Source organism: Streptomyces sp. NPDC032472 (genome assembly GCF_040636955.1).
Taxonomy (GTDB): Bacteria; Actinomycetota; Actinomycetes; order Streptomycetales; family Streptomycetaceae; genus Streptomyces.
Genome location: NZ_JBEZVK010000069.1, coordinates 14,805 through 34,867 on the forward strand (window position 1 = coordinate 14,805; position 20,063 = coordinate 34,867).

General features: G+C 73.6%; 17 protein-coding genes. 7 read left to right on the forward strand and 10 right to left on the reverse strand.

Annotated elements, in window-relative coordinates; genetic code table 11:
- Window positions 1-2: 2 nt before the first annotated feature.
- Window positions 3-524 carry an ATP-binding protein gene (locus AB0F11_RS31155; protein WP_362180921.1) on the reverse strand — a complete coding sequence of 174 codons (522 nt, stop codon included), beginning with the start codon at window positions 522-524 and terminating at the stop codon, window positions 3-5.
- A 232-nt stretch (window positions 525-756) separates the two neighbouring features.
- Here AB0F11_RS31155 and AB0F11_RS31160 point away from each other — a divergent pair, with 232 nt between their 5' ends.
- A complete protein-coding gene (locus AB0F11_RS31160; RefSeq protein WP_362180869.1) occupies window positions 757-1,503 on the forward strand; it encodes an enoyl-CoA hydratase-related protein in 747 nt (248 codons plus the stop codon).
- On the opposite strand, the gene AB0F11_RS31165 is transcribed toward AB0F11_RS31160, so the two are convergent.
- On the reverse strand, window positions 1,481-2,116 hold the full coding sequence (locus tag AB0F11_RS31165; protein ID WP_362180871.1) for a DJ-1/PfpI family protein: 636 nt from the start codon (window positions 2,114-2,116) through the stop codon (window positions 1,481-1,483). The two genes, AB0F11_RS31160 and AB0F11_RS31165, sit on opposite strands and share 23 nt — an antisense overlap.
- Window positions 2,117-2,305: 189 nt before the next feature.
- The gene (locus AB0F11_RS31170; protein ID WP_362180874.1) at window positions 2,306-3,268 is read right to left on the reverse strand and encodes a GlxA family transcriptional regulator; all 963 of its coding nucleotides are present in this window, start codon (window positions 3,266-3,268) and stop codon (window positions 2,306-2,308) included.
- 93 nt (window positions 3,269-3,361) lie between these two features.
- Here AB0F11_RS31170 and AB0F11_RS31175 point away from each other — a divergent pair, with 93 nt between their 5' ends.
- The gene (locus AB0F11_RS31175; protein ID WP_362180877.1) at window positions 3,362-4,999 is read left to right on the forward strand and encodes an ABC-F family ATP-binding cassette domain-containing protein; all 1,638 of its coding nucleotides are present in this window, start codon (window positions 3,362-3,364) and stop codon (window positions 4,997-4,999) included.
- 7 nt (window positions 5,000-5,006) lie between these two features.
- Here AB0F11_RS31175 and AB0F11_RS31180 read toward each other — a convergent pair whose 3' ends face one another.
- The 5 genes from AB0F11_RS31180 to AB0F11_RS31200 form a co-directional block, all read right to left on the reverse strand.
- Complete coding sequence (locus AB0F11_RS31180) at window positions 5,007-5,780, reverse strand: SDR family oxidoreductase (protein WP_362180880.1); 774 nt, start codon at window positions 5,778-5,780, stop codon at window positions 5,007-5,009.
- 7 nt (window positions 5,781-5,787) lie between these two features.
- Window positions 5,788-6,996 (reverse strand): MAB_1171c family putative transporter, encoded by a 1,209-nt coding sequence (locus tag AB0F11_RS31185; protein ID WP_362180883.1) that lies wholly within the window; start codon window positions 6,994-6,996, stop codon window positions 5,788-5,790.
- On the reverse strand, window positions 6,986-7,486 hold the full coding sequence (locus tag AB0F11_RS31190) for a hypothetical protein (RefSeq protein WP_362180886.1): 501 nt from the start codon (window positions 7,484-7,486) through the stop codon (window positions 6,986-6,988). Before AB0F11_RS31190 ends, AB0F11_RS31185 begins: the two co-directional genes overlap by 11 nt.
- A 290-nt stretch (window positions 7,487-7,776) precedes the next feature.
- Window positions 7,777-10,227: a Tex family protein gene (locus AB0F11_RS31195; RefSeq protein ID WP_362180889.1), complete on the reverse strand. Its 2,451-nt coding sequence runs from the start codon at window positions 10,225-10,227 to the stop codon at window positions 7,777-7,779.
- Between the two features lie 101 nt (window positions 10,228-10,328).
- On the reverse strand, window positions 10,329-11,195 hold the full coding sequence (locus AB0F11_RS31200) for a hypothetical protein (RefSeq protein WP_362180892.1): 867 nt from the start codon (window positions 11,193-11,195) through the stop codon (window positions 10,329-10,331).
- A gap of 415 nt (window positions 11,196-11,610) precedes the next feature.
- Between AB0F11_RS31200 and AB0F11_RS31205 the strand changes: the two genes are divergently transcribed.
- Window positions 11,611-13,140, forward strand: coding sequence for a M1 family metallopeptidase (locus AB0F11_RS31205; protein WP_362180895.1), 1,530 nt, complete (start codon window positions 11,611-11,613; stop codon window positions 13,138-13,140).
- Between the two features lie 63 nt (window positions 13,141-13,203).
- On the opposite strand, the gene AB0F11_RS31210 is transcribed toward AB0F11_RS31205, so the two are convergent.
- Window positions 13,204-14,112: an oxygenase MpaB family protein gene (locus AB0F11_RS31210; RefSeq protein WP_362180897.1), complete on the reverse strand. Its 909-nt coding sequence runs from the start codon at window positions 14,110-14,112 to the stop codon at window positions 13,204-13,206.
- A gap of 206 nt (window positions 14,113-14,318) precedes the next feature.
- On the opposite strand from AB0F11_RS31210, the gene AB0F11_RS31215 reads away from it, so the two are divergent.
- Window positions 14,319-15,347, forward strand: coding sequence for an aminoglycoside phosphotransferase family protein (locus tag AB0F11_RS31215; protein WP_362180900.1), 1,029 nt, complete (start codon window positions 14,319-14,321; stop codon window positions 15,345-15,347).
- A gap of 129 nt (window positions 15,348-15,476) precedes the next feature.
- A complete protein-coding gene (sph, locus tag AB0F11_RS31220) occupies window positions 15,477-16,466 on the forward strand; it encodes a sphingomyelin phosphodiesterase (RefSeq protein WP_362180903.1) in 990 nt (329 codons plus the stop codon).
- Window positions 16,467-16,518: 52 nt separating this feature from the next.
- Here the strand turns inward: sph and AB0F11_RS31225 are convergent, their stop codons facing one another.
- Entirely contained in the window at window positions 16,519-18,360 is a 1,842-nt protein-coding gene (locus tag AB0F11_RS31225) for an AMP-dependent synthetase/ligase (RefSeq protein ID WP_362180906.1), read from the reverse strand.
- Between the two features lie 99 nt (window positions 18,361-18,459).
- Here AB0F11_RS31225 and AB0F11_RS31230 point away from each other — a divergent pair, with 99 nt between their 5' ends.
- Both AB0F11_RS31230 and AB0F11_RS31235 read left to right on the forward strand, forming a co-directional pair.
- Window positions 18,460-19,191, forward strand: a complete 732-nt coding sequence (locus AB0F11_RS31230) for a MerR family transcriptional regulator (RefSeq protein WP_362180909.1) — start codon at window positions 18,460-18,462, stop codon at window positions 19,189-19,191.
- Between the two features lie 38 nt (window positions 19,192-19,229).
- Window positions 19,230-19,871: a 1,4-alpha-glucan branching protein gene (locus AB0F11_RS31235; protein ID WP_362180912.1), complete on the forward strand. Its 642-nt coding sequence runs from the start codon at window positions 19,230-19,232 to the stop codon at window positions 19,869-19,871.
- Window positions 19,872-20,063 lie beyond the last annotated feature (192 nt).

Sequence of the window (20,063 nt, forward strand, 5' to 3'; positions counted from 1 at the left end):
CGTCAGTGCGCCGCTCCCGGACTCGGCACCGGGGCCGGGGCGGCAGGGCCGGCGAGCGGCAGGGCCGCCCAGATGACCTTGCCGCCGGTCGAGGTGTGCTCCACGTCGCAGACCCCGCCGGCCTCCCGCGTGATCTCGCGCACCAGCAGCAGCCCGCGGCCGCCGGTCTGGCCGAAATCCGCCTCCAGCGCCTTGGGCCGGTACGGGTGGTTGTCCTCGACCGCCACCCGTACCCAGGCCCGGCCGATCGCGACCTCGACCGCGACCTCCGGCGAGAGCAGGGCCGCGTGCCGGACCGAGTTCGTCACCAGCTCGGAGACGATCAGCAGCAGCGAGTACACCAGGTCCCGGTCGGCGGGAACGCCCTGGCGGCCCAGCAGGTCGCGCACCGCCCGGCGCGCCTGCGGAACGGATTCTTCTACAGCGGGCACGGTGAACCGCCACACGCCTTCGTAAGCGAGTGGGCCGGCCGGTGCCTCCGGCTCACCCACCTTGGCCTGCGGGACGCTCCCGCTGAGATCCATCTTCCCGCCCCGTCCTTCGCACTCGATCGTCTCCACGCGTCCAGAGTGGGGAACGGGCTGGTCCGGACCGGACCGCTGACCATAACTCGGCGCCAATCGGACGCTTTTTGACCGCAGGCGTATGACAGCGTCAGTTGTTGAACGGTTCCTGGCCTTCCGCGGGCCGCAGCAGGGCCAGGGGGAAGAAGGTTCCGATCACGTACAGACGTGCGCCCGGGATAGCATCCGGCGCATGGAAGCAGCCCTCCTGCACGACGTCTCCGACGGGATCGCGACGGTGGTCATCTCGCACCCCGCCAAGCGCAACGCCATGACGGCCGCGATGTGGCGGGCGCTGCCGGAGCTGCTGGCGGGCCTCGCCGCCGATCCGGCGGTCCGGGTGCTCGTCCTCACCGGCGCCGGCCCGACCTTCTGCGCGGGGGCCGACATCTCGTCCCTCACCGGCGACGAGGACCCGCAGGCCCTGTCCGTCGCGGCGGAGGAGGCCCTCGCCGCCTTCCCCAAGCCGACGATCGCGGCGATCCGCGGGTTCTGCGTGGGCGGCGGCAGCCAGTTGGCCGCCGCGTGCGATCTGCGGTTCGCGGAGGAGGGCGCCTCGTTCGGGGTGACCCCGGCGAGGCTGGGCATCGTCTACCCGTCCTCCTCGACCCGGCGGCTCGCCGGGCTCGTCGGACCGGCCACCGCCAAGTACCTCCTCTTCTCGGCCGAGTTGATCGATGCCGAGCACGCCCTGCGGGCCGGTTTCCTGAGCGAGCTGCTGCCCGAGGGGCGGCTGGAGAAGCGGGTCGCCGAGTTCGGGCGGATCCTGGTGGGCCGCTCACAGCTGACGCAGGCCGCCGCCAAGGAGTTCGCGGACGGGCGCACCGACCGCGATGCGTACTGGGCCGCTCAGGCGGCCGGGAGCGGCGACACCGCGGAGGGCGTCGCCGCGTTCCTGGAGCGCCGTACGCCGTCGTTCAGCTGGACCGTGTCGGGCTGAGCGCCCGCATCCGGGCGACGATCTCGGCCGGGGCCTTGGCCGGCGAGCCCGCGTCGTAGGGCGGCTGCGGGTCGTACTCGATCATCAGCTGGACGGTCTGCGCGTACTCGTCGCCCGCGATCCGGCCGAGGAGGGTCAGGCCCATGTCGATGCCGGAGGACACTCCGGCGGCCGTGACGTACTTGCCGTCGGACACGACCCGCTCGCCGGTCGGCTCGGCGCCGAAGGCGGGCAGCCGGTCCAGGAACAGCCAGTGGCATGCGGCGCGGCGGCCGTCGAGGAGGCCGGCGGCGGCGAGCAGGAGCGAGCCGGAGCAGACGGACGTGGTCCAGGTGGTCGTGGCGTCGACCGAGCGCAGCCAGTCCTGCAGGACGGGGTTGGCCATGTGCGGCTCGGGGTGCGGGGTGCCGGGGACGATGACGATGTCCGGGCGGGTCACCTCGTCCAGGCCCTTGTCGGCGATCAGGGACAGCTGGTCGGTGTCGTTGCGTACGGGGCCGGGGTGCTCGGCGACGAACACGGTGTCCGCACCGGGGAGGCGGCCGAGGGTTTCGTAGGGGCCGATGGCGTCGAGGACGGTGAAGCCGTTGTAGAGCAGGACGGCGATCTGCATGTCTCCTCCGGAGTGGGTCTGGTTGGTGGGTGGGTGGGTCGGTCGGTGGTGCGGTGCGTGTCCGCCTGCGGCGCCGTTGCGGGGGCGCTGCCCCAGCACCCCCGCGCCTCACATGCCGGCGGGGCTGGATTGGCGCGGTCGGGATCGGGTGGGGCACGGGAGTGGGGCACGGGCGCGGGGCGAGGCCGGTTACGGCGTGGGACCGAAGCGGCGGCGGTATTCCGTTGGGGGTTGGCCCAGGGTTTTGACGAAGGCGCGGCGGAGGGCTTCCGGGGTGCCGTAGCCGCAGGCCCGGGCTATCTGGGCCACGCCCTCGGCGCTGTCCTCCAGCAGCCGCCGGGCGTGCTCCACCCGGACGCGCTCCACGTACCGGCCCGGCGTCACCCCGGTCTCCGCCTGGAAGGCGCGGGCGAAGTGGCGGGGCGAGAGCCGTGCGCGGGCGGCGAGGGCCTCCACGCTCAGGTCCGCACCGGGGTGTTCGGTGATCCAGTGCTGGACCTCGCGCAACGGCTCGCGCCGGGCCGTCTGGGCCGCCAGCTGGGCGCTGAACTGGGCCTGGTTGCCGGGGCGTTTGAGGAAGACGACCAGCTGCCGGGCGATCTCCAGGGCGAGCTCGCGGCCGTGGTCCTCCTCCACCAGGGCCAGGGCGAGGTCGATGCCGGCCGTGACGCCGGCGGAGGTGGAGACGGGGCCGTCCCGGACGTAGATCGGGTCCGGTTCGATGGTGACCCGCGGATACTTCTGGGCCATGCGGTCGCACACGGACCAGTGCGTCGTGGCGCGGCGCCCGTCGAGGAGGCCGGCCTCCGCGAGGATCAGCCCGCCCGTGCAGACGGACACCAGCCGCTGCGCTCCACCCCCGTGGGCGCGCAGCCAGTCGGTGAGCCGCGGCTCGAAGTCGCCCCGGTAACGGCCGCCGGGCACGATCAGGGTCGTCGCCGGCCCCGGCCGCTCGCTCTCCAGGTCCCCGTCCGGGACCAGGGTGAGCCCGCTGCCGGTACGCACCGGGGCGCCGCCCGGGGAGGCGGTGCGGATGGTGTAGCCCGCCTCGCCGGGGAAGCGGGACACCGCGGCGAAGACCTCCACGGGTCCGCTCACGTCCAGGCTCTGGAGCCCGTCGTAGAGGACGACGAGCACGTTTCGCGACGACATGACCCCATGGTGTGAGAGCCCGGGGATGGCCGCAATGACGGGGTTCCCACCTTTACGGCCATGCGGCGGGGGCGCGGATAGGATTTGCGGACCATGACTGCAACCCTCGTCGCCAAGAACCTGACCGCCGCGCACGGCGAGCGCACCCTCTTCGCCGATCTGGACCTGGTCGTCGCGCCGGGCGACGTCATCGGCCTCGTCGGCGTCAACGGCGCCGGGAAGTCCACCCTGCTGCGCCTGCTCGCCGGCCTGGACACCGCCGAGAGCGGCGAGCTGCGCCTGTCCCCGCCCGGGGCGGCCGTCGGCCATCTGCCGCAGGAGCCGGAGCGCCGCCCGGAGGAGTCGGTGCGGGACTTCCTGACCCGGCGCACCGGTGTGGCCGCCGCCCAGGCGGCGCTGGACGCGGCGACGCAGGGCCTGGTGGACGGCACTCCCGGCGCGGACGACGCGTACGCCACGGCGCTGGACCACTGGCTGAACCTGGGCGGCGCCGACCTCGACGAGCGGGCCCAGGAGGTCGCCGACGAGCTCGGCCTCGCCGTGAGCCTGGACATGCCCATGACCGGCCTCTCGGGCGGACAGGCCGCCCGCGCGGGCCTCGCCTCGCTGCTGCTGTCCCGCTACGACGTCTTCCTGCTCGACGAGCCGACCAACGACCTCGACCTGGACGGGCTGGAGCGCCTGGAGCGCTTCGTCACCGGTCTGCGGGCGGGCACCGTCGTCATCAGCCACGACCGCGAGTTCCTCGCGCGGACGGTCACCAAGGTGCTCGAACTCGATCTGGCCCAGCAGCAGATCAACCTGTACGGCGGCGGCTACGAGTCCTACCTGGAGGAGCGGGAGCGAGCCCGCACGCACGCCCGCGACGAGTACGAGGAGTACGCCGACAAGCGCTCCGCCCTCGAGGGCCGGGCCCTGATGCAGCGCAACTGGATGGACAAGGGCGTGCGCAACGCCCGGCGCAAGGCCAGCGACAACGACAAGATCGGCCGCAAGCTGCGCGGCGAGTCGAGCGAGAAGCAGGCCGCCAAGGCCCGCCAGACGCAGCGCGCCATCGAGCGGCTGGAGGTCGTGGAGGAGCCCCGCAAGGAGTGGGAGCTGCGGATGGAGATCGCGGCGGCCCCGCGGTCCGGCTCCGTGGTGGCCACCCTGCGCGAGGCGGCCGTCAAGCGCGGCGAGTTCTCCTTCGGCCCGGCGAGCCTGCAGATCGACTGGGCGGACCGGGTGGCGATCACCGGGGCCAACGGCGCCGGCAAGTCGACCCTGTTGGCGCTGCTGCTGGGCCGCCTCGCCCCGGACTCCGGTGCGGCCTCGCTGGGTTCGGGCGTGCTGGTCGGCGAGGTGGACCAGGCGCGCGGCCTCTTCCTCGGCGAGGAATCGCTGCTGGAGGCGTTCTGCGCGGCGGTCCCGGACACGGAGCCGGCCGACGTGCGGACCCTGCTGGCGAAGTTCGGCCTGAAGGCGGCGCACGTCCTGCGCCCGGCGGCCACGCTCTCCCCCGGCGAGCGCACCCGGGCGGCCCTGGCGCTGCTCCAGGGCCGCGGGGTGAACCTGCTGGTGCTGGACGAGCCGACCAACCACCTGGACCTGCCGGCGATCGAGCAGCTGGAATCGGCCCTGGAGGCCTATGAGGGCACGCTGCTGCTCGTCACGCACGACCGGCGGATGCTGGACGCGGTCCGGGTGACCCGCCGCCTGCAGGTCTCCGGCGGCAAGGTCGTCGAGCTGTAGCCGCCCGTCACCGCCCGGCGGGCGGGCGACGGGTACGGGCCATCTTGCGGGCCACGAAGCCGCGCGGCAGGTGCCGGGCGGCCAGGGCGTACGCCTGGTAGCGCCGGCCGGTGATGCTGACCGGGCGGCGCAGGGCCAGGTCGCGCAGGGCCTTGGCGACGACGTCCTCCGGCTCCAGCCACACCGCCTCGCGCAGGGAGCTGACGTCCATGCCGGCGCGGGTCTGGAACTCGGTGCGGGTGAAGCCGGGGACCACCGCGAGCACCCGGACCCCGTACGGGGCCATGTCGACCCGCAGGGACTCGCTGAACGCGGTGACCCAGGCCTTGGCGGCCCCGTACGTGCCGGTCGGCAGCAGTCCGGCCACCGAGGACACGTTCAGCACGGCCCCGCGGCGCCGCTCGCGCAGCCCCGGCAGCACCGCGTGGGTGAGCCGTAGCGGGACCCTGACGAGCAGGTCGAGCATCCGCTCCTCGTCCTCGACGGGGTTGTGGGGGAACGGGGCGGGCAGGCCGAATCCGGCGTTGTTGACCAGGATGTCCACGGGCCGGGCCGGGTCGGCGAGCCGCTCGGCGACCTCGGCGCACCCGTCCTCGTCCAGCAGGTCGGCCGGCAGCACCTCGCAGGCCGTGGCGAACTCCCGGGCCAGTTCGCGGGCGACGGCCTGCAGGCGGTCCTTGTCGCGGGCGACCAGGACGAGGTCGCAGCCCTTGGCCGCGAAGCCGCGGGCGAAGGCCGCACCGAGTCCGGCGCTGGCCCCGGTGATCAGAACGGTGGTCAAGGCGGCGTCACTTCCCGGTGTCGTGGTGGTTCGGCGGGGCGAAGGCGATGGTGGCCGGCGAGGCGTAGGCCCGGGCCACGTCGATGAGGAAGCGGGCCTCGTCCTCCAGCCCGCCGCCCTCGCCGGCGGTCTGCACCGCGGCCGGCAGCTCCCAGGCGGAGGCCTGCCCGGGCTGCTGCCCGGGCAGCAGCCCGGCGATCTTCGCCGCGCGCGCCTCCTTCAGTACGCAGGCCAGCTCGGCCGCGGTGCGCCGCTGCTCGGGGATCCCGCTCAGGCCGATGTGGTTGCGGGCGCGTTCGGGGATGCCGGGGGCGACGTACTCGCCGAGGATCAGGATCGCGTCGCGGGTCTCGATGATCTTGCGGTAGACGAGCAGGTTGCGGGGGACCGGCGGCCACAGCAGTTCCAGGAGCCGGCCCGCGCGGGGCTTGGTGAGGGCGACGTGCGGGACGGCCCGGACCAGGTCGTGCCACAGCGGCCACAGCCGCCAGGCGGTGGCGATGTCGGCGGTGCTGCGGCGCAGGGCGAACACGGTCGGCACCAGGATCGCGGCGGCGCGCAGCAGCCCGTGCAGGTTCATCATCAGGGGCAGGGCGGGCATGGCCCAGGTGCTGCCGAACAGCGCCTTGAAGAGGTAGGCGATCCAGAACAGCCCGGCCAGGGCGGTGCCGAGGCCGAACAGCAGCAGGCCGGCCGCGAGGCCGCGGCTCTCGGTGCGGCGGCTGTAGCGCCAGCACAGGAAGACGCAGGTGGTGTTGGCGAGCGTGTGCGCGGCGATCAGGAACAGCCAGTAGGCGAGCGAGGGCACGGGGTCGCCGTGCGGGGGCATGGTGTGCGTCCCGTGCCGCGGCGCCCCCATGTCGAGGACGACGAGGACGGTCAGCCAGGCCACCGTACCCATCCAGGCGGCGAGTTGGAGGGTGCGGCCGCGGGTGGTCGCGGCGACGAAGTAGACGACCGCGCCGGCGGACAGCACGCCGATGAGGTTGCGGACGAGGCCGACGGTGTGCGCGTACGTCTGGTCGCGCATCGCGTACGTGACGACGGCGGGCAGGTTCAGGGTCATCGCGGCGGCCGCGGTGGCCACGGCGAGCCACAGGCCGCGCTGCTGCGGCGAGCGCAGGGCGCCGGGAGCGCGCAGCAGGACCGCGATCCACAGGCAGACGACGCTGGGCACGGCGAGCCGGTCGCCGAGCGCCAGGAGCTCAGCGGCCACGGTTGCCCCACTCGTACCCCATGGCGGACTCCAGCCGGGCGAGGGTGCTGCGCGCCTCGGCGGCCGCCTGCGGGCAGGGGGTGGCCGTGCGGATGCGGATCATGCTGGCGAGCATCTCCGCCTCCTGCTCCTGGCGGGTGGTGTAGTTGGTGCGCCCGAGGACGACGGGGGCCCGGCCGTCGTTCTCCTCGCCCTCCAGCGAGTGGTGGCCGAACAGGATGTGCCCGAGCTCGTGGAGCACGATGTGCTCGCGGTGCAGCGGGGTGGTCTGGGCCTCGTAGAAGACGTAGTCGACGCCGGCGGTCCCCACCCACAGGCCGCAGACCCCGGACTCGGCCGCCTCCTTGGGGAGCGGGTGCAGCCGGATGGGGCGGCCCCGCTGCTCGGCTATGCGGGCGCACAGCGCGTCGAGGGAGAACGGATGGGTCAGATCCAGATGGCCGAGAATCTTCTCGCACCTTTTGCGGAGGCCGAGTTGCGAGTGGAGCATGTGATCCCTCTTCGGACCCTTTCGCGGGCAGCGTCGGTAGGCGTGAGCAGGCATGGGCATGACGTCCTGTGCCATCAAGAAGGCCTCGGAGGAGTGCGGTCCTGAGGGGAAACGGAAGCCCGTCCGCCAGACGACGAACGGGCGTTCCACCATGCCTACCGATCTTCTGCGGCAGTTGGCAAGACAAGACCCCAGGTGGGGGGCCCTATTCGGCCAAACCTGCCGACCTCCCCCGCTCGTTGCGGCGACCGGGAACCGCCGTCACCGCGGCACCGCCGCTCCCGGCGCCGTCACCGCTTGCGGCGGTTCTCGGAGGGGCCGGCCAGGCCTGCTCGGCGCAGGGCGTCGGCCATGGCGCTGTTCGCGGGGGCGGGGGCGCCGCCGGCCTGGCCCTGGCGCCGGGCGCCCTCGCCCTGGCCGCCCTGGCCCCGGCCCCGGCCCTGGCCCTGGCCGCGGTTCTGGCCGCTCTGGTTGCCGCGCTGCTGCGGAGGCCGGCCGCCGCCGCGGCGGTCCTGGCGGTCCTCGCGCTGGCGCGGCGCGCCGGCGCCGCCCGCGCGGCCGGCCTCGTCCTCCAGGCGCAGGGTGAGGGAGATCCGCTTGCGCGGGATGTCCACGTCGAGCACCTTCACGCGGACGATGTCGCCGGGCTTGACCACCTCGCGCGGATCCTTGACGAAGTTCTTCGACAGCGCGGAGACGTGCGCCAGGCCGTCCTGGTGGACGCCGATGTCGATGAAGGCGCCGAAGGCGGCCACGTTGGTGACGACGCCCTCCAGGACCATGCCGGGGGCCAGGTCGCCGATCTTCTCGACGCCTTCCTTGAACGCGGCCGTCTTGAACGCGGGCCGCGGGTCGCGGCCCGGCTTCTCCAGCTCGCGCAGGATGTCGGTCACGGTCGGCAGGCCGAACGCCTCGGTGACGAACTGCTCCGGCTTCAGGGAGCGCAGCGTGCCGGTGTTGCCGATGAGGGCCGCGACCTCGCTGCCGGCGGTCTTGGCCATGGTGCGCACGACCGGGTACGCCTCGGGGTGCACGCTGGAGAAGTCCAGCGGGTCGTCGCCGCCGCGGATCCGCAGGAAGCCCGCGCACTGCTCGTACGCCTTCGGGCCGAGCCGGGCCACGTCCTTGAGCGCCTTGCGGCTGCGGAAGGGGCCGTTGGCGTCGCGGTGGGCCACGATGTTCTCGGCGAGGCCGCCGCTGATGCCGGAGACCCGCGCGAGCAGCGGCGCGGAGGCGGTGTTGACGTCGACGCCGACACCGTTGACGCAGTCCTCGACCACCGCGTCGAGGGAGCGCGAGAGCTTCACCTCGGACAGGTCGTGCTGGTACTGGCCGACGCCGATGGACTTGGGGTCGATCTTGACGAGTTCGGCGAGCGGGTCCTGCAGGCGCCGGGCGATGGAGACCGCACCGCGCAGCGACACGTCGAGGTCGGGGAGCTCCTGCGAGGCGAAGGCGGAGGCCGAGTACACCGAGGCGCCCGCCTCGGAGACCATCACCTTGGTCAACTTCAGCTCGGGGTGGCGGGAGATCAGCTCTCCGGCGAGCTTGTCCGTCTCGCGGGAGGCGGTGCCGTTGCCGATGGCGACGAGCTCGACCGCGTGCTCCTTCGCGAGCCGGGCCAGCTTGGCCAGGGCCTCGTCCCACCGGTTGGCGGGAACGTGCGGGTAAATCACGTCGGTGGCCACGACCTTGCCGGTGGCGTCCACGACGGCGACCTTCACACCGGTGCGGAAGCCCGGGTCCAGACCGAGGGTGGCACGGGTGCCGGCGGGCGCCGCGAGCAGCAGGTCGCGCAGGTTCGCCGCGAAGACCCGTACGGCCTCGTCCTCGGCGGCGGAGCGCAGCCGCATCCGCAGGTCGATGCCCAGGTGCACCTGGATCTTGGTGCGCCACGCCCAGCGGACCGTGTCCGCCAGCCACTTGTCGCCCGGACGGCCGCGGTCCGCGACCCCGAAGCGGCGGGCGATCATGCCCTCGTACGAGGAGGGGCCGGGCGCGGCCGCGTCCTCGGGGGCCTCCGGCTCCAGGGTGAGGTCGAGGACGTCCTCCTTCTCGCCGCGCAGCATGGCGAGGACGCGGTGCGAGGGCAGCGCGGTGAACGGCTCGGCGAAGTCGAAGTAGTCGGCGAACTTGGCGCCCGCCTCCTCCTTGCCCTCGCGGACCCTCGCGGCGAGCCGGCCGCGGCCCCACATGCGCTCGCGCAGCTCGCCGATGAGGTCGGCGTCCTCGCCGAAGCGCTCGGTGAGGATGGCGCGGGCGCCCTCCAGGGCGGCGGCCGGGTCGGCCACGCCCTTGTCGGCGTCGACGAACGCGGCCGCGGCGGCGGCCGGCTCCACCGAGGGGTCGGCGAGCAGGCCGTCGGCGAGCGGCTCCAGCCCGGCCTCGCGAGCGATCTGGGCCTTGGTGCGCCGCTTGGGCTTGAACGGGAGGTAGATGTCCTCCAGCCGGGCCTTGGTGTCGGCCGCGTTGATCCGGGCCTCCAGCTCGGCGTCGAGCTTGCCCTGCTCCCGCACCGACTCCAGGATGGCCGCGCGCCGGTCCTCCAGCTCGCGCAGATACCGCAGCCGCTCCTCCAGGGTGCGCAGCTGGGCGTCGTCGAGCATCTCGGTCGCTTCCTTGCGGTAGCGCGCGATGAACGGGACGGTGGAGCCGCCGTCGAGCAGCTCGACTGCGGCCTTGACCTGCCGCTCCCGTACGCCGAGTTCCTCGGCGATCCTGCCTTCGATGGACGTCGTCACGATCGGTCCCGCCTGCCTTCGTTGTGCACTGGACGGCTGCCCATTGTGGCAGGTGGCGGTGACGGCGTACGGGAGCCCCGCGCCGGTCGGCGGTCCGGCCCTCAGGCCGCCTTGCCGAAGGCGTCGGAGGGGAAGGCCCCCGCGGCGACGGCCGTCGCGACGAAGCCGCCGCCGAGCTCGGCCAGGCGGGCGAGACCCCGGGCGCCGAGGTGCTCGTACGGGGCCGCGTCGAGGCGGTCGGTCTCGGTCTCCAGGCGCTCGCGCACCGCCTTGCCCTCGGCGGTGAGCTCGCCGGCGGCGTCGAGGATGCCGCGCGAGCGCAGCCGCTCGACGGCGGCGTCCAGGTCGGACTGCTCCCAGCCGCGGATGGCCTTGATCCACTTGGCGGTCATGCCGCGGCCGGTGGCGGAGTGGCTGACCAGGGCTTCCAGCGGGTCGAGGCCGGCGAGCAGGAGGGCGGCGACGTGGCCGTCACCGCGGTGCTCGCGCAGCAGCGTGGTGGCGTACCACAGGCGCAGGTGCGCCTCCTCGGGCACGGGCAGGTCGGCGTGGGCGGAGTAGAGGGTGCGGGCGTGCCGGGTACAGGCCTCGGTGGCGCGCAGGGCCAGCTCGGCCGCCTCGGCGAGCTCGGCGGACTTCACGGTCTCCTCGCCGAGGAGGCGGCGCAGGGTGCGGTCGGCGGCGCGCAGGCGGGCGGCGACGGCCTGCGCGGGGGTGATGGTGTCCCAGACGGCGGGCAGGTGCCGGGCCAGGAAGTCGTGGCGGTAGTTGTAGAAGGTGGCGGCCACCGTGCCGGCGCCGACGGCCCCCATGGCGGCCGCGCGGGAGGCGATGGTCGCGGTGGAGCGGTCCGTGACGCCGAGGGCGGCGAACTCCTCCGGGAGCTCCGGCGAGAAGTACACGGTCGAGTGGAGCGGGTTGATCGCGGCGTGCCAGGCGCGGCGGGCGGCGTGCTCGGGAAGCGTCATGCCGCCAGGTTACCGACTGCTCAGTATGTCGAACAGGCCGGATCCACGCCGCGGTCCCCTCAACGGTGCTCGGCCGCCCGCAACGGCCTTCACGGCGGCCGCGTGCCGGGCGCCGCCCCGCCCGCCGGAGCGCGTTTTCCGGTCGTTCTCCCGCGTGGCGCCGGCCCGGAGGCGACCGGTCCGCTGCCCCGGATGCGGCTTCTGCGGGCAATGGTCACGGGCTCTCTCCGACTCCGGCCCTCTCCGGCCGACTGCCCCGAACGCCCCGGTCCTGCCCCACCGGCCCGTGGCGGCCGGGGTACCCCTGTGACGGCCGAATGGCGATCGTGTGACAGCAGGGGCCATGGACATGACGTGGGAGGCGGGGGGTGAATACGGTCGAACGGAACCGTCTCCCCTACCCCTTGGAGCCTTCGTGCACCGCAAAGTCATCGCCCCGAGCGTGCTCGCCGCCTCCCTTCTGCTGGTGATCCCGGCGTCGGCTGCGGGCTCGGCCGCGGGCGCGCCGGGTATCGGCGACTCCTACTACCCGGCCAGCGGCAACGGCGGATACGACGTGTCCCACTACGACCTGCGGCTGAAGTACGAGCCGAAGACGGACCTGCTGGAGGGCACCGCGACCCTGCTGGCCACCGCCAAGCAGGACCTGTCCCGCTTCAACCTGGACTTCGGGCTGAAGGTCAGCGAGATCCGGGTCAACGGCGCCAAGGCCAAATTCGCCGCCTCCGGTGCGCACGAGCTGGAGGTGACCCCCGCCCAGGCGCTGCAGAAGGACCGCCCGGCGACCGTCGTCGTCAAGTACGCCGGAAAGCCGTCGGAGTTCAAGGTGGACGGCTGGTCGGCCTGGCAGCGCACCCCGGACGGCGGCATCGCCGCGCAGGAGCCCGACTCGGCCGTCTGGTGGTTCCCGAGCAACGACCACCCGCTCGACAAGGCCACCTTCGACGTCTCCGTCAGCGTCCCGGACGGTACGCAGGCCATCAGCAACGGCGTCCTGCAGTCGCAGAGTTCGCGGCTGGGCTGGACCCGCTACAACTGGCGCTCCAACAAGCCGCAGGCCACGTACCTGGCCACCCTCGCCATCGGCAAGTTCGACATCACCACCGACAAGACGGCGAACGGGCTGCCCATCATCAACGCCTACAGCAAGGACCTCGGCGACAACGCGGGCGCGGCGCGCGCGAGCGTGGAGCGGACCGGCGAGGTCGTCGAGTGGGAGGAGTCGATCTTCGGCCCCTACCCGTTCAACGCACTGGGCGGGTACGTGCCCAACGTGCCGAGCAGCTTCGCGCTGGAGACCCAGACGCGCCCGTTCTACAGCCCGCGCCAGTTCGCGAACGGCGCCAACGTCTCGGTCGTCGTGCACGAGCTGGCCCACCAGTGGTTCGGCGACAGCGTCTCCGTCGACAACTGGAAGGACATCTGGATCAACGAGGGCTTCGCCCGCTACAGCCAGTGGCTGTGGTCGGAGAAGGAGGGCGAGGGCACCGCGCAGGAGCTGGCGGACTGGGCGTACCAACTGCGGCCCGCGGAGGACCCGTTCTGGCAGGTCAAGCCCGGCGACCCGGGCCCGGACAACCAGTTCCACGGGGCCGTGTACGACCGCGGCGCGATCGCCCTGCAGGCGCTGCGCAACGAGGTCGGCGACGAAACGTTCTTCCGGATCCTCAAGGGCTGGCCGACCGAGAGGGCCTACGGCAACGCCAAGGTCGGGGACTTCGTCCGGTACGCGGAGAAGATCTCGAACAAGCCCCTGGCGCAGCTGTTCGAGACCTGGCTCTACACCCCGGGCAAGCCGGCCTTCGCCCCGCCGGCCGCCGCGAACGGCAAGGCCCGCTCCCTGCAGGCCCCGGCCGCCAAGCCGGTGGAGCCCAAGTCCTGGAAGAAGATCGCCGAGACGAACGCGATCCACGACAGCGAGCACGCGCGCGGCCACGGGCACTGAGCCCCGGCGCGGGCCCGGTCGGCGGACCGGGCCTGCGTCCCGCGCCGGAGCCCGTGGTTCCTCCTACCGGGCGCCGGCGCGCCACCGGGCCCGCGCCTGCCGGGCGATCGGCAGGTAGCGCAGCCGCTCCGGCAGCAGCGGTACGAGCAGCCGCACGGCCGTGCTGAAGCGGCGCAGCCTGCGCTCCTGGGCCTCGGTCCACTCCAGGCCGATCGCGGCCCGGGCCTCGGGCGGCATGTAGCCGACGGTGACGAACGCCCTGAAGTGCAGGAACGCCGCCCTCAGCACCGGCCACGTCAGCCGCAGCAGCAGCCGTACGGGCAGGGAGCCGCCCGCGGGCCGCGGCAGGGGCACGTCCGTGGCGACCAGCTCGCGGGCGACCTTCGTCGGCTCGATCTCCTCGGCCAGCATCCGCCGGTAGTACGGCCAGTACTCCTCGATGCTCTGCGGCATGTCGCGGTCGTGGAGGCCCAGGATCCGGCCCACCTGGAGCCATTCCCGGTACAGCTGCCGCTCCTGCGCGGGGGTGAAGCTGCGCAGCAGGTAGCGCCCGGCGTAGAGGTAGATCGGGAATCCGGTGGCGTGGACCCAGGCGTAGCAGGCCGGATCGAGGGAGTGGTAGCGCCGCCCCCGCGTGTCGATGCCCTGGATCTCCTTGTGCAGGCGGCGGACCCGGCGGCCCTCCTCGGCCGCCTGCTCCCCGCCGTACACCCACAGCTGGACCGAGCGCAGCGAGCGCTCGCCGCGCCCCCACGGGTCGGTGCGGAACACCGAGTGCTCGTCGACGCCGGCGCCGATGGCGGGGTGGGCGACCTGCATGGTGAAGGCGGCGGGCAGCATCAGCAGCGCCCGGATGTCGCCGGAGATGGTCCACAGCACCCCGCCCGGGGCGGGCGGCCGCGGTTCGCCCCGGCGCGCCGCGGCCCCCGCCCGCCCGGGTTCCCGCTCGGCCGACTGCTGTGTGGTGCTCATGTGGGTCCCCCTGGACGTGGTGCTCTGTTCATCCAGTATGCCCGGAAGATCACCGCCGCCGGAGGACTGGGTCGGTGGGCCGGTGGAGCACCTGTACGCCGTTCTCGGTCGCCCGCACGCCCAGCCGATCCCGGTCCACACCCGCCTGATCAGCGCGGCGGAAAACCGCTGGAACCGCGGGGCGCCGCGGTGCTGTCATGGCCCGCATGCGCGCTGACATCTCCGTGGTGGACCGAGGGCAGTACCCGCAGGCGGTGACGCCGTGGGAGCAGGAGGCGTGGCGCACGGCCGTGTTCGACTGGGCCGGGCGGGAGCTCGCGGCACACGGGCTGTACGAGAGCGGCCCGCGCGAGGTGCGGCTGCGGCCGTGGTCGGTACTGGTGCGGCTCACCGTCGAGGAGGCGGGTGGAGGCAACGGCGCGGCCGTGTGGCTCAAGGCCAATCCGTCCGCGAGCGCCTTCGAGGCCGGGCTGGCCGAGGCCCTGGCCCGGTGGGTGCCCGAGCACGTGCTGCGGCCGCTCGCGGTCGACGCGGGGCGCGGCTGGTCGCTGCTGCCCGACGGCGGCCCCTTGTTCCGGGAGGTGCTGGACCGCGGGCCCGCCGACCCGGGCGCTTGGGAGGAGCCGCTGCGCCGGTACGCGGCGATGCAGCGCGCGCTGACCCCGTACGCCGGGCGGATCGAGGCGCTCGGCGTCCCGGCCGCGCACACCGCCGCCCTGCCGGAGGTCTTCGACCGGCTCCTCGACGCGGACACGGTGCTGGAGCCCGGGCAGCGCAGGGCGCTGCACGCGCTGCGGCCCCGGCTGGCGGACTGGTGCGCCGAGCTCGCGGGCACCGGCATCGCCGACACCCTCGACCACTCGGACCTGCACGAGAGCCAGCTGTTCGCTCCGCGGCCGGACCGGTTCACCTTCTTCGACTGGGGCGACGCGGCCGTCTCGCACCCGTTCTGCAGCCTGCTGGTCCCGGCCCGGGCGGCCCGCGAGCGGTACGGGGCCGGGGTGCTGCCCCGGCTGCGCGACGCCTACCTGGAGCCGTGGACGGGTGCGGGGGCCACCGCCGCGGAGCTGCGGCGGGCGGTGTCGCTGGCGTACCGGCTCGCGGCCCTGGGCCGGGCCTGCTCCTGGGGCCGGGTCTTCCCCGGCCCGGGCGACGACTCCACCGGTGCCGGCTCCACCGGCGGCGCGGACAGCGCCCGTTGGCTGCTGGAGCTGCTGCGGGAACCCGCCCTGTAAGACGCCGTACGACGATCCGCGCCCGATGTCCTCGGGCCGGACAGAAAGTCTTGTCACGGGTGTTACCCAGAGGTAACCGCGGCTGCTTGGATGTGCGGGTCGATCTCCCCCACCGCTGATGGAGAGCCCATGCTGCACACCAAGCCCAGCCGTCGCCGCACTGCCGCGGCGGCCGTCGCTTCGGTCGCCGCCGCCGCGCTGGCCGCCGCCACCGCGCCCTCGGCGCAGGCCGCCGAGAGCACCACGGCGCCCCGGGTCAGCGTCCTGACGTACAACGTGTTCCTGATGAGCAAGAACCTCTACCCCAACTGGGGTCAGGACCACCGGGCTTCGGAGATCCCCAAGGCGTCCTTCTTCCAGGGCAAGGACGTGGTCGTGCTCCAGGAGGCCTTCGACAACGGGGCGTCGGACGCCCTGAAGTCCAACGCCTCGGCGCAGTACCCGTACCAGACCCCGGTCGTCGGCCGCAGCAAGAGCGGCTGGGACGCCACGGGCGGCTCCTACTCCTCCACCACCCCCGAGGACGGCGGCGTCACGATCCTCAGCAAGTGGCCGATCGTCCGCAAGGAGCAGTTCGTCTACAAGGACGCCTGCGGCGCCGACTGGTGGTCCAACAAGGGCTTCGCCTACGTCGTCCTGGACGTGAACGGCACGAAGGTGCACGTGGTCGGCACGCACGCCCAGTCCACCGACTCCGGCTGCGCCGCGGGTGAGGCGGCCGAGATGCGGGCCCGCCAGTTCAGGGCGGTGGACGCCTTCCTGGACGCCAAGAACATCCCGGCGAACGAGCAGGTCATCGTCGCGGGCGACATGAACGTCGACTCCCGTACCCCCGAGTACGCCTCCATGCTCGCCGATGCCGACCTCGCCGGCGCCGACACGCGCACGGGCCACCCGTACTCCTTCGACACGGCGCTCAACTCGATCGCGAACTACCGCTACCCGACGGACCCGCGCGAGGACCTGGACTACGTCCTGTACCGCAAGGGCAACGCCCGTCCGGCGGGCTGGGAGAACAACGTGGTCAAGGAGGACTCGGCGCCCTGGACGGTCTCCAGCTGGGGCACCTCCTACACCTACACCAACCTCAGCGACCACTACCCGGTGATCGGCCGCTGAGGCACGGGCGCCTCCGGCGGGCCGCCCGCCCGCCGGAGGCGCACTCGGTGCACTACGGGGCTTCGTACGGCTCCGCGTACAGCCCGTCGATCAGCGCCCCGTACTTCTCCCGCACCACCCGCCGGCGCAGCTTCAGCGAGGGCGTCAGCTCGCCCGACTCCGGGCCCCACTCCTCGGTCAGCAGCCGGTAGCGCTTGATCTGCTCGGTGCGGTTGAGCCGGGCGTTGGCCGCCTCGACCGCGCGGGCGACCTCCTCCCGGACGGCCGGATGGCGGCCGAGTTCGGCGAGCGACCCGGCCTCGATGCCGCGGGCCGCCGCCCAGGCCGGGGCCAGTTCGGCGTCGAGGACCAGCAGGGCGACGAGGTACGAGCGGCCGTCGCCGTGCACCAGGGCCTGCCCGATCAGCGGGTGCTCCTTGACCGTGTTCTCCACCAGGGCGGGCGAGACGTTCTTGCCGTTCGAGGTGACGATCAGCTCCTTCTTGCGGTCCGTGAGCCACAGGAACCCGTCCTCGTCGAGGCGGCCGATGTCCCCGGTCGGGAACCAGCCCTCGGCGTCGTGCGCGCCCTCCACCGAGCCGTCGGGCCGCAGGTAGCCGCCGAAGACGGTCTCGCCGCGGGCGAGGATCTCCCCGTCCGCGGCGAGCCGCAGTTCGAGCCCGTCGATCGGCCGGCCGACCGAGCCGAGGCGGAAGGCGTCCGGGCTGTTGACGGTGCACACGCCGGAGGTCTCGGTGAGCCCCCAGGCGTCCATGATCGTGATCCCCCAGCCCGCCCAGAAGCGCACCACGTCGATCGGCATCGGCGCGGTGGCGCTGGCCGTCCACACCAGCCGGTCCAGCCCGGCCAGGCCCAGCAGCGGGTCCAGGACCTGTTCCTTGGCCCGCGCGTACGAGGCCTCCAGCGCGGCGGGCACCGTCTCGCCCCGCTCCCGGTGGCCGGCGCGGGCCCGGGCGAGGCCGTTCGCGCTCTCGATGGCCTCGCGCTGCTGCGCCGGCAGTTGCGCGAGCACCGCCCGGACGGACGCGGCCAGCTTCTCCCACACCCGCGGCACCCCGAAGAACTGCACCGGGTGCAGCTCGCGGACGGCGAGCGCGACGGCGGCCGGGTCGGCGACCAGCCGGACGTGCGCGGCCCGCAGCAGCGGCAGGTAGATGCCGAGGATCCGCTCGGCGATGTGCGCGAACGGCAGGTAGCAGAGGTGCTCGGCGTGCTCGGGCAGCTCCACGCGCCGGTCGAGACGGACCGACTGGAGCAGGATGTTGCGGTGGGTCAGGCGGACGCCCTTGGGGTCGCCGGTGGTGCCCGAGGTGTAGACGACGGTCAGCGGATCCCCGGGCCGGGTCTCCTGCCAGGCCTTCTCGAAGGCCTCGGGGCGGTGCAGCCGCGCCCCGCTCGCGTACAGGGAGGCGTACGTGCCGTGCCCGCCGGCCTCGGCGGCCTCCGCGACGACCAGCCGCCGGAGCGGCACGCCCGGATCGTCGAGCAGCGGCTCCCAGCGGGCCAGCTCACGGGCGCCCTCGACCAGGGCGGTGCGGGCCCGGCTGTGGCGGGCGATGTGGGCGATCTGCTCGGGCGCGGAGGTCCCGTACACCGTGACGGGGACGGCGCCCAGGTGGACCAGGGCGAGGTCGGTCAGCCAGTGCTCGGGCCGGTTCCCCATCATGATCAGGACGTGCTCGCCGCGCTCGACGCCGAGGGCCGCGTACCCGGCGGCGAGGACGGCCACGCGGCGGCGGACCTCGCCCCAGCCCAGGGTCGTCCAGTCGGCGGAGCCGGGTCCGGTGCGCCACGAGAGGGCGGGGAGATCGCCGTGCTCGGCGGCGTTGCGGGCCAGCAGGGCGGGGAGGGTGAGCTCTTCGGGTCGTCCGGGCAGTCGCAGATTCGTGGTCATGGGCAGCTCCTGGCCGTTTCACATCGTTGGTGCGACAGCAATACTGTTGAACCGCGGTACTGGAACGGGACGTGCTGTTCGGAGAGCGAGGCGGAGACCATGACCAACCGGGTGCCCGAGCCCTCGCTCACCGTCGACGAGCTCGCCGCCCGGGCGGGGGTCACCGTCCGCACCGTACGGTTCTACAGCACCCGCGGCCTTTTGCCCCCTCCCGTGATCGGGCCCCGCAGGGTGGGCCACTACGGGCCCGAGCACCTGTCCCGGCTCGCGCTGATCGAGGAACTCCAGCACCAGGGCATGACCTTGTCGGCGATCGAGCGCTACCTCGACGCGCTGCCCGACGACCTGAGCGCGCACGACCTGGCGATCCACCGGGCGCTGGTGGCGACCTGGGCGCCGGACTCGGCGGAGGAGGCGTCGCGCGAGGAGCTGGAGAAGCGGGCCGGGCGGGCGCTGTCCGACACGGACCTGCGCCGGCTCGCGGCGATGAACGTGATCGCGCCGGGCGGCGGGGCCGGGGGCTTCCGGGTGGACCTGTCCCTGCTGCGGCTGGGGGTGGCGCTGCTGGACGTGCCGATCTCCCACGAGACGATCCTGGCGGCGCGCCGGGTGATGCTGGAGCACGCGCGGGCGACGGCGCACGAGCTGACGCGGCTGTTCCGCGACGAGGTGTGGGGCCCGTTCACGGAAGGGGAGGACGACCCGGAGCGGGTGGAGTCCATGAAGGCGCTGTCGGCCCATATGCAGCCGATGGTGGTGCAGGCCCTGGTGACGGCCTTCCAGCGGTCGCTGAGGGAGGAACTGAAGGCGGCGTTCACCGGCGGGGAATGAGTGCCCAACACCGGTGCGCAGCAGGTAGGTTCGACGCCATGGCACTGATCCACAGAACCACGATCACCCCGACCAAGCTCGAGCTCCTCGCCGCCTGGCTCCCGGCGCAGCCCTGGTACGCCGCCACCGGCAGCGCCCCGGACCCGGTCAAGGCCGGCGGGTTCCGGCTCGACGACCCGGAGGGCGAGGTGGGCATCGAGTTCATGGTCGTCGCCGACGCCTCCGCCGGTGCGCCCGTCGCCTACCTCGTGCCGATGACCTACCGCGGGGCGCCGCTGGAGGGCGCCGAGGCGGGGCTGGTGGGCACCACGGAGCACGGCGTGCTGGGCAAGCGCTGGGTGTACGACGCCACGCACGACCCGGTGGCCGTCGAGCAGCTCCTCGCCCTGCTGCGCGGCGAGGCCGTACCCCAGGCGCAGAGCCTCACCGACACCCCCGACCCCTCGGTCACCGTGCAGGGGACGACCACGGTGCACCCCGCCACCCCGGTCCGCCCGCGGCCGACCCACACGCCGCAGGCCACCGGGATCCTGGCCGACGGCCTGCCCGCACCCCTGTCGCTGACCCGGGTACTCCGACCCGGCGACGCACAGGACGGCGAGGCCTCGGTGACCGCCGTCTGGACCCTCCCCGACGGCACGCAGCACCGCGGCGTCTTCGCCACCCTGCCCCACCTGTAAGGCGCTTGATCACGGGCCGGTCCAGCCCGCACGGCGTCCCGAGCGCAGCGGGCCAAATCCAGCCCGCACGACGCTCGAGCACAGCGGGCCAAATCCAGCCCGCGCGGCGTTTGAGCGCACCGGGCGCGGAGCGCCCGGCACGGGGGCGGGGGCGCAGCCCCGGCCCCCGCCGCCCGCCCTGCGCGTGCCGGG

Coding starts and splice junctions, on each gene's coding strand:
- AB0F11_RS31155 (WP_362180921.1), bottom strand. CDS start 524: ATGGATCTCAGCGGGAGCGTCCCGCAGGCCAAGGTGGGTGAGCCGGAG.
- AB0F11_RS31160 (WP_362180869.1), top strand. CDS start 757: ATGGAAGCAGCCCTCCTGCACGACGTCTCCGACGGGATCGCGACGGTG.
- AB0F11_RS31165 (WP_362180871.1), bottom strand. CDS start 2,116: ATGCAGATCGCCGTCCTGCTCTACAACGGCTTCACCGTCCTCGACGCC.
- AB0F11_RS31170 (WP_362180874.1), bottom strand. CDS start 3,268: ATGTCGTCGCGAAACGTGCTCGTCGTCCTCTACGACGGGCTCCAGAGC.
- AB0F11_RS31175 (WP_362180877.1), top strand. CDS start 3,362: ATGACTGCAACCCTCGTCGCCAAGAACCTGACCGCCGCGCACGGCGAG.
- AB0F11_RS31190 (WP_362180886.1), bottom strand. CDS start 7,486: ATGCTCCACTCGCAACTCGGCCTCCGCAAAAGGTGCGAGAAGATTCTC.
- AB0F11_RS31200 (WP_362180892.1), bottom strand. CDS start 11,195: ATGACGCTTCCCGAGCACGCCGCCCGCCGCGCCTGGCACGCCGCGATC.
- AB0F11_RS31210 (WP_362180897.1), bottom strand. CDS start 14,112: ATGAGCACCACACAGCAGTCGGCCGAGCGGGAACCCGGGCGGGCGGGG.
- AB0F11_RS31215 (WP_362180900.1), top strand. CDS start 14,319: ATGCGCGCTGACATCTCCGTGGTGGACCGAGGGCAGTACCCGCAGGCG.
- sph (WP_362180903.1), top strand. CDS start 15,477: ATGCTGCACACCAAGCCCAGCCGTCGCCGCACTGCCGCGGCGGCCGTC.
- AB0F11_RS31225 (WP_362180906.1), bottom strand. CDS start 18,360: ATGACCACGAATCTGCGACTGCCCGGACGACCCGAAGAGCTCACCCTC.
- AB0F11_RS31230 (WP_362180909.1), top strand. CDS start 18,460: ATGACCAACCGGGTGCCCGAGCCCTCGCTCACCGTCGACGAGCTCGCC.
- AB0F11_RS31235 (WP_362180912.1), top strand. CDS start 19,230: ATGGCACTGATCCACAGAACCACGATCACCCCGACCAAGCTCGAGCTC.